Annotated in this window: 1 protein-coding gene; it reads right to left on the bottom strand. The window is 65.4% G+C overall.

The window, feature by feature from the left end; genetic code table 11:
* On the bottom strand, positions 1–778 hold a 778-nt coding region (locus OS035_RS33500), incomplete at both ends, for an electron transfer flavoprotein subunit alpha/FixB family protein (RefSeq protein WP_331815688.1).

The raw sequence follows: 778 nt of genomic DNA on the forward strand, positions 1-778 counted from the left end.
AGAGCGCCTTTTCCAGTTCCGGCAGGGCTTCGAACAGATCGGCGACGAGGCCGTAGTCGGCGACCTGGAAGATCGGCGCCTCCTCGTCCTTGTTGATGGCGACGATCACCTTGCTGTCCTTCATGCCGGCCAGATGCTGGATGGCCCCGGAGATGCCGGCGGCGATATAGAGCTGCGGGGCGACGACCTTGCCGGTCTGGCCGACCTGCCAGTCGTTCGGCGCATAACCGGCATCGACGGCCGCGCGGGATGCACCGACGGCAGCCCCGAGCTTGTCGGCAAGCGGCAGGATGACTTCCTTGAATTTTTCCGCAGAGCCAAGTGCCCGGCCGCCGGAGAGGATGATCTTCGCCGAGGTCAGCTCCGGACGGTCGGAGGCCGACAGCGCATCCTTCACGAAACGCGACAGACCCGGATCGGAGACCGCCGCGATCGCCTCGACAGAGGCAGACCCGCCTTCCGTGGCGGAAGCAAACGAGGCGGTGCGCACGGTGATCACCTTCCTGGTATCGCTTGCCTGCACCGTCTGGATGGCATTGCCGGCATAGATCGGCCGCTTGAAGGTGTCGGGGCTGACAACCTCGATGATCTCCGAGACCTGGGCGACATCGAGCAGGGCAGCGACGCGCGGCAGCACGTTCTTGCCGACCGAGGTGGCGGCAGAGACGATGGTGTCATAGGAGCCGGCCAGCGAGACGATCAGGTCGGCAAGCGGTTCGGCCAGATTGTTGGCAAGCGCGTCGCTTTCGGCCAGCAGCACCTTGGAGACGCCGGCGAG

The organism is Rhizobium sp. 268, assembly GCF_036571585.1.
Classification (GTDB): domain Bacteria; phylum Pseudomonadota; class Alphaproteobacteria; order Rhizobiales; family Rhizobiaceae; genus Rhizobium; species Rhizobium redzepovicii.